We start from the raw sequence: 314 nt of genomic DNA on the forward strand, positions 1-314 counted from the left end.
GAGTTTGTTGGGTGTCACCACGTGCATGCCGGCCGCCAGCCATTCGGCGTAGCGCGAGGCGACCGCTTCGTTTGCGCTGCAATCGATCAGCAACGCGTGGCGGCCGTCGTTACCGCGTACATGGGCCTGTCTCTTATACACATCTGACGCTGCCGACGACAACGTTCGGGTGTAGATCTCGGTGGTGGCCGGATCATTAAAAAGGGGGGGGGGGGGGGGGGGGGGGGGGGGGGGGGGGGGGGGGGGGGGGGGGGGGGGGGGGGGGGGGGGGGGGGGGGGGGGGGGGGGGGGGGGGGGGGGGGGGGGGGGGGGGG

The 314-nt window shown here is 73.9% G+C and carries 1 pseudogene; it reads right to left on the reverse strand.

The features are described 5' to 3' along the window. A pseudogene (locus JHD67_RS22715) lies at positions 1-141 on the reverse strand (hypothetical protein); the annotation flags it as partial. Positions 142-314 lie beyond the last annotated feature (173 nt).

Origin of the sequence: Dyella sp. ASV21 (assembly GCF_016428975.1) — a bacterium.
Lineage (GTDB): Bacteria > Pseudomonadota > Gammaproteobacteria > Xanthomonadales > Rhodanobacteraceae > Dyella.